2 protein-coding genes are annotated in these 2133 nt (G+C 27.6%); both read left to right on the forward strand.

What is annotated here, in order from left to right:
- The first annotated feature begins 22 nt into the window (after positions 1–22).
- Positions 23–904 carry a hypothetical protein gene (locus ACR0QS_RS12940; protein ID WP_432633865.1) on the forward strand — a complete coding sequence of 294 codons (882 nt, stop codon included), beginning with the start codon at positions 23–25 and terminating at the stop codon, positions 902–904.
- A gap of 197 nt (positions 905–1101) precedes the next feature.
- On the forward strand, positions 1102–2133 hold a 1032-nt coding region (locus ACR0QS_RS12945), incomplete at its 3' end, for a type IIL restriction-modification enzyme MmeI (RefSeq protein ID WP_432633866.1).

A 2133-nucleotide genomic window follows, 5' to 3' on the forward strand; every position in this document is an offset into this window, starting at 1 on the left:
AAAATCAAGGAGAAAAAATAAAATGAAAAATTTAATTATGTTTTTTGTATTAGTTATGGTTATGGTATTTTCAAATTATGAAGTATCATATTCGCAAGAAGTTGAAACGGGAAATTTCTACTTTTTAGTGGGAACGGAAGGAAACGAAAGAGCCATTATGTATTTGCATGTAGTTGGAGAGCGGGCTTACGGTTCTTACTATACTAAAAACCAAAGTATTTATAATAAGTATTTCTTCAATACTGGTGATAGATTGAGTGGAAGTTTTGACGGACGGAATTTAAAATTATCCTATCGTGATGATAATGGTAAAGAAAGAACAATTACAGGAACTTTGTCAGGCGATATAGTTTTTAGCGGTAAGCATAATTCTAAAAATGTTAATCTATCTTTGGCAAATACACCTGTAAACTCTGCTCGTATAATAGAAGAAGATTATGATAATAAATTCATATTTAATGTAAGAGCTTTAAATAATATAGATTATTATGGTTCATCAGAAATTGCTTATCTTGATGAAAATATAATAATTTTTAAAAAATTGATTTCTTGGGGATATTTAGACACATATTCTATAAATACAGGTAAAAAGATTGAAATGAAAGATTTTATCTCAAATTTAAATGATAGAAATTTATTGGCTTTGTTAAGGAAAAAAGTATTGGAATATGCATCTAATAATGATGATAATTATGACGAATATAATTATAACGATGAAACTTATTATAGTTTTGATGATGATGAATATAATAATTATCAATTCCTTATTACTCCTAAAGATATTATTTTTTGTAAATATTATATAGATAGATATGAAACCGTCTCCATTTACTTAAATTTCACTTTTGAAGAATTAAAACCTTTCATTAAGAGAGGTTCGCCGTTGGATTATTTATTTAATTGATTAAAGTTATAAAAATACAAATTATAATTAGAGAATTAAAAGCGGAATGGGTATTGGTTTATAATATTTGTTTCGCTTTTATTTAAAAAAGTTAAAATATATTTTTCTTAATATATTTATAAATAATTTTCCGTAATTAAGCAATATTGAAAAATTAAAAATAGTTAGTATAATATTGGAATTATTGGAGTTATAAAATGGCTAATCTGTCTTGGAACGAAATAAAAAATAGGGCTTTGGAATTTCAAAGAAAATGGGAAGACGAAAAAAAAGAAAACGCCGAAAAACAAACTTTTTATAACGAATTTTTTGAAATATTTGGAATAAGCCGAAGAAGAGTCGCAAGTTTTGAAGAACCAGTTAAAAAATTAGGAAACAACTTTGGATTTATAGATTTATTTTGGAAAGGCGTTTTACTTGTGGAACATAAATCTTTCGGCAAAGATTTGAGCAAGGCGAAAGAACAGGCTATGGAATATTTTCCCGGAATCAAAGAATACGAACTTCCAAAATATATATTGGTTTCCGATTTTAACGATTTTGAACTTTATGATTTGGAAGAAAATAAAGAATATAAATTCAAATTAAAAGAATTATACTCAAATATAAATTTATTCGGTTTTATGGCGGGCTATAAAAAAATAATTTATAAAGATTTAGAACCAGTTAATTTGGAAGCCTCCGAACTCATGGGAAAACTCTACGATAGACTTTTAGACAGTGGTTATAAAGAGCATGATTTGGAATTATTTTTAGTGAGAATTTTATTCTGTTTATTTGCCGACAATACGGCGATATTCAAAAACGAAGATTTTAAATATTTTATAAAAGATAAAACCAAAGAAGACGGAAGCGATACGGGAATATGGCTGAGTCAATTATTTGAGGTTTTAAATACTCCCGAAGATAAAAGACAAAAAACTTTAGACGAATCGTTAGCCGCTTTTCCTTATATCAACGGTTCTTTATTTGAAATTCCCGTAAAAATACCTTCTTTTAATTCCGACATGAGAAAATCTTTATTAGCCTGCTGCGATTTTAACTGGAGCGGAATCTCGCCCGCAATATTCGGTTCTCTTTTTCAATGCGTTGCGGATAAAGAAAAAAGAAGAAGTTTCGGCGAACATTATACGAGCGAAAAAAATATAATGAAAACAATAAGCGCGTTATTTTTGGATGATTTAATCTGCGAATTTAATAAAATAAAAAATAGGGCTTTGGAATTTCAA

It is taken from the genome of Brachyspira sp., from assembly GCF_050873525.1.
Classification (GTDB): Bacteria; Spirochaetota; Brachyspiria; order Brachyspirales; family Brachyspiraceae; genus Brachyspira.

Coding starts and splice junctions, on each gene's coding strand:
- ACR0QS_RS12940 (WP_432633865.1), top strand. CDS start 23: ATGAAAAATTTAATTATGTTTTTTGTATTAGTTATGGTTATGGTATTT.